Source organism: Rhodothermus profundi (assembly GCF_900142415.1).
Classification (GTDB): Bacteria; Bacteroidota; Rhodothermia; order Rhodothermales; family Rhodothermaceae; genus Rhodothermus; species Rhodothermus profundi.
This window is the reverse complement of record NZ_FRAU01000005.1, coordinates 1-13,226: the sequence shown is the minus strand read 5'-3', so window position 1 is coordinate 13,226 and position 13,226 is coordinate 1. Positions and strand designations below refer to the sequence as shown.

Here is a 13,226-nt window from a genome sequence, read left to right as displayed (position 1 = left end):
GTGAAAAATCGTTGTATCTTTCAGCGTTGTTGTATGTTAAAGTTGTTGTATCTTTGGAGAGGAGATTGCGTTCGCTATCCCGAAAACGGTAACGATGCCGCTTCCTGAGCTGCGGGACATTGCCCGACGGATTGAAGAAGGAGAGGCCCGTGAGGTGCTTCCCACGCTTTACCAGTTTGCGGAACAGTTTCCGGCGTGGGGGGCAGTGCAAGTGTTGCTGGCGCGCGCGCTGCAAGCCGTGGCCCGCTGGGATGAAGCGTTGACGGTGTGGCAACGCGCTGCCTTCTGGCTGCCCGACAGTCCCGTGGTGCAACGAGGTATCCAGACGGCCCTCCGGCACGTAATGCAACCTGTGGAAACCGGCGAGGCGCCTGAGCCGTCGGCTACGCTACCGGATCCCCTTCAGGAACTGGCCAGAGCAGCCGGCCGCACAGCGCAATCTGATAATGGCCCCTCTACTGTTGCAGCCCTCGAAACCACGCATGCCGTTTCGGAAGATCTGGATCTAGATCGGCTGATCGCTGAGCTGGAATCGGCTCGCATTGAGCCGCGTCCTGATCTGGACGATATTCCACCGCCCGATCTGGAAGACGATGTGGACGACCTAGTCTCAGAGACGCTGGCCCTTATTTATGCGGCGCAGCAGCAGTACGAGGAGGCGGCCCGTGTCTATGAAAAACTGGCCCTGCAACACCCGGAGAAGGCCGCGCACTATCGCGAACAGGCGGCGAAAATGCGTGAAAAAGCAGCCGGCCAAACCAGTTCATAAGTTGCTCTTCTATGGCGCTTGCTCTTCCGGTTTGCTGGCAGCGACTCTGGCGCGGTTCCGGGCGTTGGGTGGTGGGATTAATGAGCGGCACGTCGCTCGACGGTGTCGACGCCGCGCTGGTTTATCTTGAAGGAAGCGGACGCGAACTCCAGCTTTCGCTGAAGGCATTCGTCCACCATCCATTTTCGGATGCGCTGCGCGCGCTCCTGCTACGCAACAGTGCTCCTGAAACCTCCTCCGTACGCGAACTGGCCCTGCTCAACGTCCGGCTGGCCCAGCTCTACGCGGAGGCCGTTGAAGCGGTGCTGGCCCGAGCCGGACGCGCCCGAGACACGCTGGATCTGGTGGGAATGCACGGACAGACCGTGTACCACATTCCGGAAGCAGCACCGTGCGCCGGTACCTCCGTGACGGCTACCCTGCAGATCGGAGACCCTTCCGTGCTGGCCAATTTGCTGGGGGTGCCTGTGGTCGGCGACTTCCGACAGGCTGACATGGCACTGGGGGGCCAGGGTGCTCCGCTGGTGCCGTACTTCGACTATGTATACTTTACGCATCCAACGGAAACGCGCGGGCTGCTCAACATTGGCGGTATCGCTAATCTGACCATCCTGCCTGCCAACGCCGCTCCTGAACAAGTTTATGCCTTCGATACGGGACCAGGAAACATGCTCATCGATGCCCTGGCTCAACAGCATTTCGGACGACCGTACGATCCAGATGGCCGCTACGCCGCCCGGGGACGTATCGATGAAAATCTGCTCGCTGAACTGCTTTATGACCCTTACTTCCTCAAACCTCCTCCGAAATCCACAGGACGTGAATACTTTGGCGCCGCATTTCTAACCGCATTTTTAGAAAAAGCGAACGCCATGGGACTGACCGATCCGCACGACCAACTGGCCACGCTGACGGCACTGACGGCTGCTTCCGTTTATCAGGCTTATGCCCGCTATGTGCGAACGCACCATCCATTTGACGTGCTGATCGTCTCGGGCGGAGGCGTGCATAACCGAACGTTAATGGCGTTGCTCGAACGCTATTTTTCTCCCATTCCAGTGCGCTCTGTAGCCGATTATGGCCTGGATCCCGATGCCAAGGAAGCGTGTTGTTTTGCCGTTCTGGCCCATGAGCTGCTAAATGGCGTGCCTACTAACCTCCCCGGGGTAACCGGGGCACGCCGAGCCACCTTGCTGGGTAAGCTGTGTCTTCCTGCCTGAAACAAGATAACCATGAGTGAACCCTTCACGCCGATTCATGAAGTGGGCGAGTTCGGCCTGATCGAACGATTGCAAACGATCGTGGGCGACCTGGCCGATCCGGATTTGATTATGGGAATAGGCGATGATGCGGCCGTCTATCGTCTGCCTGATGAGGAAACCGTTCATGTAATTACAACCGATGCGCTGATTGAAGGGGTGCACTTCGATCGGCTGATGACGCCCATGGAGCATCTGGGCTACAAGGCCATCGCGGTCAATGTAAGCGATGTCGTGGCCATGAACGCCGAGCCTCGGTATGCAACAATTACGGTGGGCATTCCGGCCAGGCTTTCCGTTGAAATGATGGAAGCGTTCTACCGGGGCGTCCGTCGGGCCTGTGAAAAATACCGGATGGTCCTGGTGGGCGGCGACACGACGGCTGCGCATATGCTGTGCATCTCGGTGACGGTTGTGGGCGAAGCCCGCATGGACGAAGTCCTCTTTCGACGAGGGGCCCGGCCTGGCGATCTGTTGTGCGTGTCGGGCGATCTGGGCGGCGCCTACGCTGGCTTGAAAATCTTGCTGGAACAGCGACAGGCCCTCAAAGAAAAAGGACCGGACTACCAACCCGATCTGGAACCGTTTCGCTACGTCATTCAGCGGCAACTGCTGCCTGAGGCGCGGCTCGACGTGATCCGGGACTGGCGCGCGCGAGGCGTTCGACCCCGCGCACTGATCGACGTGTCCGACGGACTGGCCTCTGAAGTGCACCACCTCTGCCGCCACAGTGATTGTGGAGCCATTGTGTATGCTTCCACTATTCCTGTGGCGCTTGAAACGCGTGAGGTAGCCGATCGCTTTGCTGAAGATGTGGATACCTATGCGCTCTTTGGCGGTGAAGATTATGAGCTCCTTTTTGCGCTACCGCCGGAGCAGCTTGAGCTGCTGGATCCGACCTCGTTCAGCGTCATCGGGGAGTTTCTGCCAGCCGACCAGGGCGTGCAGGTGCAAACCCCCGAAGGCGCGATCATTCCCCTGGAGCCCGCCGGCTACCAGCACTTTCGCGCGGACAACGGCACCGAAAACGAACCGCCGAGCACCTGAAAGGAGGATCCCTAAAGAAGCTTACGAAACGCCTCTTGATCGTGCTCGTCCAGATGATTCAAAATGAGGTGGCCCATGCGGTCTCGCTTGGTCAGCAGGTAGCGACGGTTGACCTCGTTGGGAGGGATTTCAATCGGTACCCGCTCGACAATCTCCAGACCGTAGCCGGCCAGCCCGACGCGCTTGCGCGGATTATTCGTCATCAGGCGCAGCTTGCGAATGCCCAGATCACGCAGGATCTGGCAACCAATGCCATAATCGCGATGGTCCATCTGGAAGCCCAGGGCAAGATTGGCCTCAACCGTGTCAAGCCCCTGTTCGTCCTGGAGTTTATAGGCCCGTAGCTTATTGATCAGACCGATGCCTCGTCCTTCCTGCTTCATGTAGAGCACGACGCCCCGACCTTCTTCCTCGACCCGCCGCATGGCAGCCGCCAGTTGCTCGCCGCAGTCGCAACGCAGCGAACCGAAAATGTCCCCGGTAACGCACTGGGAGTGAACGCGCACGAGTACTGGCTCATCCTCCGACCAGGAACCCTTGACCAGCGCCAGGTGCACATCGCCTGTGTAGCGTTCCTCGTAGGCGATCAGGCGGAAGTGACCGTACTTAGTAGGCAGATCGACTTCGACCAGCCGGTTGATCAGCCGCTCGGTGCGCATCCGATAGGCGATCAGATCCTTGATCGTGATGATGCGCAACCCAAAGCGCCGGGCCATCTGCATGAGCTCTGGCACACGGGCCATGGTGCCATCGTCGTTGAGAATTTCGACAAGCACCCCCGCCGGGTACAGGCCAGCCAGTCGTGCCAGGTCAACGGCCGCTTCCGTATGGCCGGCCCGGCGCAGCACCCCTCCCGGGCGTGCCCGCAGCGGAAAGACGTGTCCCGGGCGCGCAAAATCCTCGGGGCGAACCGACGGGTTGGCCAGCGCCCGAATCGTGGCGGCCCGATCCGCGGCCGAAATACCGGTGGTGGTCCCGTGCCGGTAGTCAACCGACACGGTGAAAGCCGTTTCGTGGAGGGCCGTGTTGATGGGCGTCATCAGGTCGAGGTCCAGCTCGACCGTCCGTTCAGGCGTAAGGGCCACGCAGATAAGCCCACGCCCGTACTTGGTCATGAAGTTGACCAGTTCGGGGGTGATTTTTTCGGCCGCGCCGATAAGATCTCCTTCGTTTTCCCGGTCTTCGTCATCTACGACAATGACCAGTTTACCCGCCCGAATATCAGCAATGGCATCCTCTATCGTGTCGAAACGAAACCCTTCGGATGGCGCCGAGCGTTCCGGCTCCGATCCATTGCAGCAGGGGCAGGCCGGGGCCGATTGAGGATGCGGATTCATTGGCTTGTCGGCCATAGCAAAATGCCCGAAAATTGGTCGGCAGGTGCGGTTTGAACCGGCCGAAGTGCCTCGGGTTCTCGCCTTAGTCTTTGGAGAGTACGGAGGCTACGGCCGACTTTTCCACACGCAGCTTCGTGTTGCTATCAACCTGCAGCAAAATGCTGGTATCGTCCACTTGGGTGACGGTCCCGTGAATCCCCCCGATGGTCACCACCTTGTCTCCTTTTTTGAGCGCCGCAATCATCTTCTGGCGCTGCTCTTCCTTTTTCTTCTGGGGACGAATCAGGAAGAAATAAAACACGACAAAAATGAGAATCAGCGGGAGGAAGGTGACCAGCGGGTTAGGAGCTCCTTCAGCAGGTTGGCCGGCCAGTAGGATGTTGTACCACATAGAGGTCTGAGATCGCTTGGTGGGTGGAAAGCAACCGGGGGTAAAATACAACAGGCATTATTGAAGTGCGTAGTAAAAAAGGAAGGGCAAGCACCCCGTATCGCGCCGCTACAACCTCCTACCGTTGCTGCCTTCCGGCCCTGGCGGGGTTCAGAGGGAGCTGGCCGTACGGGACTTACCCTTCCGGGCGCTTCTCAACGAAACGAGGGCAATGCAGGTTCCGGGCTCGTGCTGCGAAACGGCCAGCGCGTGATAGCAGATGGCGACTCCGGAGGCGTAACTAACAGACAGAATTTGCCTGCCGCTGCTTCAAGGCGACCAAAATACGTGTGCTGAGGCGTATCTATTGTCGGGAGCTCAGCTCAGTCCGGCCGGGTCGATGTCGAGCGTCAGGCGGTAGGAGCGAGGCAGGGAAGGGAAGGATTCAAGGGTGCGGCGTAGCAGGGGTTGTAGCGCCGGCGCATCGGAGCGGCGTGGCGCTTTGAGCAGCACGTGATACCGATAACGTCCTTTGAGACGTTCGTGCAATGCCGGCGTGGGACCGAGCACTTCAATCAGATGGCCGCCGGGAGTTTGCTGTTGCAGATGGTGGAAGCGTTCGGCCCAGCTCCGGGCCAGTTCCTGCACGCGCGTTTCTTCGGGACCGCTGCATTCAACCACGGCCAGGCGGGTGTAGGGGGGATAGCCCAGTTGCTGGCGTTCGGCCAATAGCTCCAGCGCCAGCGCGACGTAGTCGTGGCGGAGCAGGTAGCGAAAGACGCGGTGGTCAGGGTTGCGCGTCTGAAGCAGCACTTCCCCCGGGCGATCGGCGCGTCCGGCGCGTCCGGCTACCTGCATCAAAAGCTGAAACGTATGTTCGTCGGCGCGAAAGTCCGGCAGCAGCAAGCCGGTATCGGCATTGACTACACCCACGAGGGTTACCCGGGGAAAGTCGAGCCCTTTGGCAACCATCTGGGTGCCCAGCAGAATGTCAGCCTCGCCCCGAGCAAAACGGCTCAGCAGGTGGTGATGAGCCCGGCGGCCGCGTGTGGTGTCGAGATCCATGCGCAGCACGCGTGCTTCCGGAAACAGCGTTTGCAGGGCTTCTTCAACGCGCTGGGTGCCTGTGCCCAGCGGTTCGAGCGTTGCTGCGCTGCACTGGGGGCACGTGTTCGGATGCCGGGTGGCGTAGCCGCAATAGTGACAGCGCAGCTGATGCGGCACCTTATGGTAGGTGAGCGTGACCGAGCAATGCGGGCAATGGGGCGACCAGCCGCAGGCCGTGCACTCCAGCACCGGCGCAAAGCCCCGACGGTTTTGCAGCAGAATAACCTGCTCCCCGCGCTCCAGGCGATGGGCGATCGCCCGGACCAATGGAGGGGCCAGCGGATTACCGTTGGCCAGACGGGTGTGTCGTAGATCGATGAGGCGAACCTGAGGCAGGCGGGCCGGCGTTCGCCCTACGGTCGGTGCCCGGCGTTGCATCTCAAGCAGGGTGTATTTACCCCGTCGGGCGTTCAGATAGCTTTCCAGGCTGGGCGTCGCCGAGCCGAGCACGCACACGGCGTTGTTCAGGTAAGCCCGGTAGACGGCCACGTCGCGCGCATGGTAACGAGGAGCCGGATCGAACTGCTTGTAGGAACGCTCATGCTCTTCATCGACCACGATCAGCCCCAGATTTTCCAGCGGCGCGAGCACGGCAGAGCGGGGACCGATCACAATGGGATAGCGACCGGTGCGAAGCTGACGCCAGGTGTCGTAGCGTTCGCCTTCGCTCATGCGTGAATGCAGCACAGCCACCTCATCCCCAAAGTGAGCCCGGAAGCGCTGCACGGTCTGGGGCGTCAGCGCAATTTCAGGCACCAGAATGATGCCGGTGCGGCCCTGGCGGCGCACGCGTTTCAGGGCCGCAATGTAGACTTCGGTTTTGCCGCTGCCGGTAACGCCGTGGAGCAGGAAAGTCTCGAAGCGTCGGGCATCGATCGCTTCAGCAATGCGGTCCAGCGCGGCCTGCTGCTCGGGATGGAATGTGATCGGGGAAGGCGCAGGAGGCGGCTCGGCTTCCAGCGGAGAGCGGATCACCTCTTTGTCTACCAGCTCCAGAATACCCTGCTCGACCAGTCGGCGCAGCGTGGCCGGGGGGGCGCCGGCTCGAGCAAGCAATGTGGCCCGGGGAGGCTCCGTCACCCCTTCCAGTTGCAGAGCCTGGAGCGCGGCTACGAGGGCGCGTTGCCGGGCACCGCGCAGGCGATGAAGTAACTGCTCCTGGGCGGCAGGTGTCCGGTAGGCCGGGGCAAAGCGCACGTGGCGTTCCTTTTTGATCTGGACGCGGGGTGCCTCAAGAGCCTCCTCCAGCCGAAGCAGACCGGCCCGGACCAGTCGGTGCAGCAGGCCGTAGGGAGTACTACCCAGCTCCTGACGCAGCCGCCGAATGGTAATGCCGGGATGGGCGGCTACCAGCCGAAGCACGGCCGCTGCGCGTTCGCTCAGGGGTTCGGCAGGCGGCTGGCCAGGATACAGGCGACGTCGGCTTTCAATTTCAAGGCCGGGTGGCAGGGCCGCGCGAATGACCTCGCCCCAACTGCACACGTAATAGTCGGCCATCCAGCGCGTCAGTTGGAGCAGCTCCTCGGTCAGGGCCGGCTCGTCGTCCAGCACGTCCAGGATGGGCTTAAGCGAGTCAGGAAGCGAGGCAGGAGGCGCTTCCGGCACAACCACCCCGGTCAGATGACGGCGCCCGAACGGTACCAGGACCCGACAGCCGGGCTGCACCGCGTCTTGCCACGCCGGAGGCACCCGGTACGTGAAGCACTGCATCAGGGGCAGAGGCAGGGCGACCTGGACCATGTCGGGCGACATCGTCATGGCCATCGGCACGGGCCTCAGGCCTCCAGCAGCAGCGCCTGGCGAAAAGCCGCCACGTTCTGGGCGACAGACGCGTGGCGGTTAAAGATCGCACTTCCGGCTACAATTACCGTGGCGCCGGCCCGCACCACTTCGGCTACGTTGTGGGGATAGATCCCCCCATCTACTTCGATGTACGCGTGCGATCCAATGGCGTTCAACAATCGACGCAGCCGCTGCACCTTTTGCGTGCTGGCCGGAATGAAGGTCTGGCCCCCGAAGCCGGGATCGACGGTCATCACTAGGATCAGATCTGCCAGCGGCAACACCTCTTCCAGTGCCGAAAGGGGCGTGGCCGGGTTAAGCGCTACGCCTGCTTTCTTGTCCAGCTTCCGGATTTCGTCCAGGGCCCGATGCAGGTGGGGGGTAGCTTCCACATGTACAGTCAGCACGTCGGCGCCGGCCTGGGCGAAGTCGCGCAGAAACCGTTCCGGCTGTTCGACCATCAGGTGCACATCGAGCAGGGCACCCAGCTCATCTGCCAGTGGGCGAAGCGCCTCGACCACCAGGGGCCCCATCGTAATGTTGGGCACGAAGTGGCCATCCATTACGTCGATGTGGATCCAGTCGGCGCCGGCCTCCAGGGCTTCCCGGCACTGAGCTCCCAGCCGCGCAAAGTCGGCCGACAGAATAGATGGCGCCAGCAGAATCATGGATTATGCAAACAGAGCCACGCCCAGTGCGATGAGAATGACGTTCGCCAGTCCAATAGGCAGGAGGTACTTCCAGCCCAGCGTCATAAGCTGATTGTACTTAAAGCGCGGGAAAGTCCAGCGCACCCAGATATACAGGAAGGCGAAAAAGCAGGTTTTGGCCAGCAGCGACAGGAACTGCAACAGTCCCAGCAGGACGCTACCTTCCAGCGCAGGGAAAGCTTTCAGGAGCAGGGGCTCGAACGGAATCAGGTAGCCGCCAAAGAAGAGCGTGGCAATCACGAACGAGGCCACGAACAGGTTTACGTACTCGGCCAGGAAGAACATGCCAAACTTCATGCCGCTGTACTCTGTGTGATAGCCACCAACGAGCTCCTGCTCGGCTTCGGGCAGGTCGAACGGTAACCGGTTGGTCTCCGCAAAAGCAGTGACAATAAAAATCAGCGCACCGATCGGATTGGTGAACACATGCCAGCCCAGAATCGCCCATCCATCGCGCTGGCTTTCGACGATCGCGCTCACGTTGAGCGAACCGGCCTGCAGGATAACCGACAGCACGGCCGTGCCCATGGCCAGTTCATACGAGATCATCTGGGCCGAAGAGCGTAGCCCGCCCAGCAACGAATACTTGCTGTTTGAGCTCCAGCCAGCCAGCGTGATTCCGTACACGCTGATGGAGGTGAGGGCCAGAATGGCCAGCACGCCTACGTCGATGTCGGCAATCACCACGCCCCGGGCAAAAGGAATGAGCGCCGGCACCGTCATCGCAATCGTTACCATAATCATCGGTGCCAGCGCATGGATAAACCGGTTGGCCTGCGCGGGAATGATATCTTCCTTGAACAGCAACTTGAGCACATCGGCAAAAGGCTGCAGGAAACCGGCAGGCCCTACCCGATTAGGACCCGGACGCTGTTGAATAAAGCCGGAAATCTTACGCTCGGCGTAGACCAACACCGAGGCGGTCAGCAGCATGGCGTTGATGATCAGGAAAGCAATCAGGGCAGTCCAGTACAGCGGCAGATCCATTGTATGGCGGCAGGTTAATTTCGGAACGTTAGAGCAACCAATCGCTTGCTTTCGTGCGGCGCAACCCGTAACGTCAAAAAGTACACCGCCGAAGTCTAGTTGTGCAACTGCCGGGGCACTTCGGACGGCATCCAGAGTGGTTTTGAGCGAGAATTCAACGCCTGTAACCCGGCACCATTGTTTCCGTAGAGGAAACGCAGACCGTTTCACGCAAACCCAAAACCCATAACGCATCATGTCTCGTTGGTTGCTATTGGTCGCTATGCTGGGGTTCACCGCGACCATGCAGGCGCAGGTGCCCCCGCGTCCCTACCTGGATCAGTTGCCCCCGCTGCTGGACCGCGAGCTGTTCTTCGGCGATCCGGAGATATCGGGCGCGCAGCTTTCACCAGACGGGCGCTGGCTGACCTTCCTGAAGCCCTACAATGGGGTTCGCAACATCTGGATCAAGGGAATTGATGAGCCGTTCGAGGCGGCCCGGCCGCTAACGGCTGACGAGCGGCCCGTTCCAGGTTATTTCTGGAGCGAAGATAGCCGCTACGTGCTCTACGTGCAGGATAAGGGCGGCGATGAAAACTTCCACGTTTATGCGGTCGATCCGACTCTGCCCCCGGATCCTGAGACCGGCGTGCCGCCGGCGCGCAATCTGACGCCCTACGAAAACACACGGGCAATCATCTATGCGGTACCCGAAGCGACACCAGGGCAGATTCTGGTAGGGCTGAATGACCGGGATCCGCGCTGGCATGACGTGTACCGGCTTGACCTGGCTACCGGCGAGCGGACGCTCGTGCTCAAAAACGAACAGGAACTGGCAGGCTTTACGTTCGACCTGGAAGGCCGGCTACGCCTGGCCACCCGAATTACCGAAGACGGCAGCACGGAGATTCTACGCGTGGATGGGGAGACGCTGACGCCGGTCTATACCTGCTCGGTGGAAGAGGCCTGCAGTCCGCTGCGCTTTCATCGAGATGGTCGTCGCGTTTATCTGATCACCAATCGCGGGGATCGCGATCTGACGGAGCTGGTGCTGTTCGATCCGGAAACGGGCGCGGAGACGTTCGTGGAGCGTGATCCCGAAGGGGAGGTGGACTTCGGCGGGGCGGTGTTCTCGGATCGCACGGAAGAGCTGGTGGCTACCTACTACGTGGGCGACCGGCTCCGGATCTATCCGAAAACTGAGGAGCTGGCGCAGGACCTGGCCTTTCTCCGGACCAGGCTACCGGAAGGTGAGCTGTACCTGGGCGCTACTACGGAAGATGAGCGGTTGATGCTGGTTACGGTGCAGCGCGATGTGGATCCCGGCGCGGTGTATCTCTACGACCGGCAACAGCGGAAGGTGCAGTTGCTCTACCGGAGCCGACCGGAGCTTCCCAGCGAACACCTGGCGCCCATGCAGGCCATTCGCTACCGGGCGCGCGATGGCGTGGAGATCCCGGCCTATCTGACGTTGCCCAAAGGTGTTGAGCCGAAGGGATTATCGGCTGTGGTGCTGGTGCATGGCGGACCCTGGGCACGGGATACCTGGGGTTATGATCCTTTTGCCCAGTTTCTGGCCAATCGGGGATATGCCGTGCTACAGCCCAACTTCCGCGGGTCGGCTGGCTACGGCAAAGCTTTTCTGAATGCAGGCAACAAGCAGTGGGGAACCGGGGTGATGCAGCACGACGTCACGGACGGTGTGCGCTATCTGATCGAACAGGGCATCGCCGATCCGAATTATATCGCTATCATGGGGGGGTCCTATGGTGGGTATGCGACGCTGGCGGGCCTGACCTTTACGCCTGAACTGTACGCGGCTGGTGTGTCGATTGTCGGGCCTTCGAATCTGCTCACGCTGCTGAAGACCATTCCACCTTACTGGGCGGCTGTCCGTCGCATTTTTGACACGCGGGTAGGAAATCCGGATGATCCGGCCGATCGGGAGCGGCTGAAGGCCCAGTCGCCGTTCTACCATGCCGACCGCATTCGGGCGCCGCTGCTGGTCATCCAGGGTGCTAACGATCCCCGCGTCAAAAAGACCGAAAGCGATCAGATCGTCGTGGCAGCCCGCGACAACGGGGTGGAGGTGGCCTACATGGTCGCGCCCGATGAAGGGCATGGCTTTCGAGACGAGATGAATCGCCTGGCCATGATCGCCGAAATCGAGCGCTTTCTGGCGCGGCATTTAGGCGGGCGCTACCAGAAGGAGATGAGTCCGGAACTGGAGGCGCATCTGGCCTCGCTCATGGTAGATCCGGCCACGGTTACGCTTCCCGACACGCTTGCCCTGGCTCAGGCGCAGCGAGCGGCGCTTCCCGAAGCGGACGGTAGCCAGATCCGTCCAGCTACAATGCGCTACGAAACCACCATCCAGGTGCAGGGTCAGCAATTTACGCTCAGCTCCGAACGTACTGTGCAGGCTGCCTGGCTGGACGGACGGGCCGTCTGGATGGTGGTCAATCACGTGCGCATGCCCATGGGTGAAACCAGCGATACTACCTGGGTCGACCGACGCACGCTGCACCCCATTCGTCGCGTAGCACGCGGAATGGGTTCCCTGGTGCTGCACTATGCCGCCGATCGGATCAGCGGTCGGTTGCAGACGCCCATGGGATCGATGGCCATTGATCAGAAGCTGGAGGCTCCGGTCGTAGGCGATGGCAGTGCGTTCGATCTGTATGTGGCCGGTCTGCCTCTCCGGGAAGGATTCGAGGCAACGTTGCGCGTGTTTGATCCGCAGCAGCAGGAAGTGCGACCGGTGAAGTTACAGGTAACCGGTACGCAGACGTTGGAGACTCCGGCCGGTACTTTTGAAGTTTACGTGGTGCAGATCGAAATGCTTGATGGCGGTCCTGGCAGTGGTACGCTGTACGTGCGCCGCGAAGCGCCGCACTACAGTGTGATAACCGAGCAGCAGCTTCCGGCGCAAATGGGCGGAGGAACGGCCGTGACCCGCCTGATTGCGTTGGAACTGGAATAGGAAAGGGACGCTTCCTTGCGTAAGAAAGGGTGGCTTTAGGCCGCCCTTTCTTTTTGTCAGAAAAAGTGGTCCTGGAAGAGAAGAGGCGCAAGGCCGCCTGGGCTGCAGACAGAAAGGGAAACGCGCGGCCGGTAAACCGGGGATCTTCGGCAGAAAGGAGCGGCGGAGGTGGTCTTGCCGCTTAATGAACGTGCTAGACGGAAAATAACTGGATAACTCTTGCTTTTTCAGAGATATTTGTGTATACGCAAAAGTACGTAATGAGACAGCCTGCGGGAGGCAGTGCTTCTCCGGAGGCAGGTTGCCTGGATGCACGCTCTGAGCGTTTCAGATAGCCAGCCGATGTCCGAGCCCATGATCAGACGCAGCCCTTTCAGCCTGCAGTGTCTGCGCTGCGCAACGCATCGCCCGGTCTTGGTAGCCGCTGCCGCAATGCTGGGCCTGCTGCTCGGCAGCCCCCTGCCGCCGGCGGTCGGTCAGGCCCTACCGTCCCAGATGCTGCAGCAGAATGCGGCCGTGCTGGCCCGCGGCACGCTCGACGGCCTCCGGGTGCAGGCAACCCCCGTGCGCATCGAGGGCCTGACCCTCACGCAGAAAAGCAGCCTGGCCATGGCCGCCCAGCGCGGCGCCCTGGTGGTCTTCGAACCACTGGGACTGCAGCAGGGACGGCTGCGCTACTACGACCCCGAAGGCCGGCTGCGCTGGGAGCAGACGCTGCCAATGATGTTTCGGGAGGACGAGGCCTGGGGCACGTGGCTGGCGATCTCGGAGGATGGGCGGCGCGTGGTGTTGTACGAGTGGCGCGGGGAGAGCTGGTCGGCGCGGGCGGTGCTGGACGAGACGGGTCGGGTGCTGGGCGAGTGGATTGCAGAGCTGCACATGGCGCCCAGCGGACG

At 61.0% G+C, this 13,226-nt stretch carries 10 protein-coding genes and 1 other RNA gene; 5 read left to right on the top strand and 6 right to left on the bottom strand.

Translation table 11 applies throughout. The annotated features are described in order from the left end of the window. The first annotated feature begins 94 nt into the window (after positions 1 to 94). From BUA15_RS08090 to thiL, 3 genes are read left to right on the top strand one after another with little or no spacing between them, the layout of a single operon-like run. The gene (locus BUA15_RS08090; protein WP_072715488.1) at positions 95 to 769 is read left to right on the top strand and encodes a hypothetical protein; all 675 of its coding nucleotides are present in this window, start codon (positions 95 to 97) and stop codon (positions 767 to 769) included. A gap of 11 nt (positions 770 to 780) precedes the next feature. Then, a complete protein-coding gene (locus BUA15_RS08085) occupies positions 781 to 1,989 on the top strand; it encodes an anhydro-N-acetylmuramic acid kinase (RefSeq protein ID WP_072715487.1) in 1,209 nt (402 codons plus the stop codon). 12 nt (positions 1,990 to 2,001) lie between these two features. Beyond that, positions 2,002 to 3,075 (top strand): thiamine-phosphate kinase, encoded by a 1,074-nt coding sequence (gene thiL, locus BUA15_RS08080; protein ID WP_072715486.1) that lies wholly within the window; start codon positions 2,002 to 2,004, stop codon positions 3,073 to 3,075. Between the two features lie 11 nt (positions 3,076 to 3,086). Here the strand turns inward: thiL and BUA15_RS08075 are convergent, their stop codons facing one another. From BUA15_RS08075 to nuoH, 6 genes are all read right to left on the bottom strand, one after another. Next, positions 3,087 to 4,427, bottom strand: a complete 1,341-nt coding sequence (locus tag BUA15_RS08075; RefSeq protein ID WP_072715485.1) for a bifunctional 3,4-dihydroxy-2-butanone-4-phosphate synthase/GTP cyclohydrolase II — start codon at positions 4,425 to 4,427, stop codon at positions 3,087 to 3,089. A 67-nt stretch (positions 4,428 to 4,494) separates the two neighbouring features. Continuing rightward, a complete protein-coding gene (gene yajC, locus BUA15_RS08070) occupies positions 4,495 to 4,803 on the bottom strand; it encodes a preprotein translocase subunit YajC (protein WP_072715484.1) in 309 nt (102 codons plus the stop codon). 81 nt (positions 4,804 to 4,884) lie between these two features. Further along, an RNA gene (gene ffs, locus BUA15_RS08065) (signal recognition particle sRNA small type) lies at positions 4,885 to 4,984 on the bottom strand. Between the two features lie 176 nt (positions 4,985 to 5,160). Next, a complete protein-coding gene (gene priA / locus BUA15_RS08060; protein WP_072715706.1) occupies positions 5,161 to 7,647 on the bottom strand; it encodes a primosomal protein N' in 2,487 nt (828 codons plus the stop codon). 17 nt (positions 7,648 to 7,664) lie between these two features. Further along, on the bottom strand, positions 7,665 to 8,339 hold the full coding sequence (rpe, locus tag BUA15_RS08055; protein WP_072715483.1) for a ribulose-phosphate 3-epimerase: 675 nt from the start codon (positions 8,337 to 8,339) through the stop codon (positions 7,665 to 7,667). 3 nt (positions 8,340 to 8,342) lie between these two features. Continuing rightward, positions 8,343 to 9,368, bottom strand: a complete 1,026-nt coding sequence (gene nuoH / locus BUA15_RS08050) for an NADH-quinone oxidoreductase subunit NuoH (RefSeq protein WP_072715482.1) — start codon at positions 9,366 to 9,368, stop codon at positions 8,343 to 8,345. Between the two features lie 235 nt (positions 9,369 to 9,603). Here nuoH and BUA15_RS08045 point away from each other — a divergent pair, with 235 nt between their 5' ends. After that, positions 9,604 to 12,330, top strand: coding sequence for an alpha/beta fold hydrolase (locus tag BUA15_RS08045; protein WP_072715481.1), 2,727 nt, complete (start codon positions 9,604 to 9,606; stop codon positions 12,328 to 12,330). Positions 12,331 to 12,684: 354 nt separating this feature from the next. Next, positions 12,685 to 13,226, top strand: a 542-nt coding sequence (locus BUA15_RS08040; RefSeq protein ID WP_143149587.1) for a hypothetical protein, incomplete at its 3' end; no start/stop codon positions are given.

Excerpts from the sequence above, each read along its gene's own strand:
- thiL (WP_072715486.1), top strand. The coding sequence starts at position 2,002 with ATGAGTGAACCCTTCACGCCGATTCATGAAGTGGGCGAGTTCGGCCTG.
- BUA15_RS08085 (WP_072715487.1), top strand. The coding sequence starts at position 781 with ATGGCGCTTGCTCTTCCGGTTTGCTGGCAGCGACTCTGGCGCGGTTCC.
- BUA15_RS08075 (WP_072715485.1), bottom strand. The coding sequence starts at position 4,427 with ATGGCCGACAAGCCAATGAATCCGCATCCTCAATCGGCCCCGGCCTGC.
- BUA15_RS08045 (WP_072715481.1), top strand. The coding sequence starts at position 9,604 with ATGTCTCGTTGGTTGCTATTGGTCGCTATGCTGGGGTTCACCGCGACC.
- priA (WP_072715706.1), bottom strand. The coding sequence starts at position 7,647 with ATGACGATGTCGCCCGACATGGTCCAGGTCGCCCTGCCTCTGCCCCTG.
- BUA15_RS08090 (WP_072715488.1), top strand. The coding sequence starts at position 95 with ATGCCGCTTCCTGAGCTGCGGGACATTGCCCGACGGATTGAAGAAGGA.
- yajC (WP_072715484.1), bottom strand. The coding sequence starts at position 4,803 with ATGTGGTACAACATCCTACTGGCCGGCCAACCTGCTGAAGGAGCTCCT.
- rpe (WP_072715483.1), bottom strand. The coding sequence starts at position 8,339 with ATGATTCTGCTGGCGCCATCTATTCTGTCGGCCGACTTTGCGCGGCTG.
- nuoH (WP_072715482.1), bottom strand. The coding sequence starts at position 9,368 with ATGGATCTGCCGCTGTACTGGACTGCCCTGATTGCTTTCCTGATCATC.